Origin of the sequence: Halomonas sp. ND22Bw, from assembly GCF_003011945.1 — a bacterium.
Lineage (GTDB): Bacteria > Pseudomonadota > Gammaproteobacteria > Pseudomonadales > Halomonadaceae > Halomonas > Halomonas halophila.
In genome coordinates this window covers 1-248 of record NZ_PXWD01001451.1, presented here as the reverse complement: position 1 = coordinate 248, position 248 = coordinate 1, and the positions used below count along the sequence as shown (strand labels likewise).

The 248-nt window shown below is 66.5% G+C and carries 1 protein-coding gene; it reads right to left on the bottom strand.

Features of this window, described 5'->3' with window-relative positions:
* Positions 1-248: hypothetical protein (locus tag CVH10_RS26280; protein WP_219925045.1), on the bottom strand; the 248-nt coding region annotated here is incomplete at both ends.

Sequence of the window (248 nt, the reverse complement as noted above, 5' to 3'; positions counted from 1 at the left end):
CCTGGAAGCCGTGCGGCAGCCGGGGCGAAACGCCCACGTACTGGGGATCGTAGTGAGCGTCGCTGCCGTTGCGCATCTCCAGGCGGTCGCCGGCGACGTAGGGAGGCACTTCCTTCACCACGGCAGTGTCCAGCGGGATCGCGTACTTGGCGACATACTCCACACCGGCGGCATCGCGGCGGAAGAACCGGTCGGTATAGCCGGTCATGTACGGCACGAAGTTGCGATAGTAGCCGCCGCCCACCGAG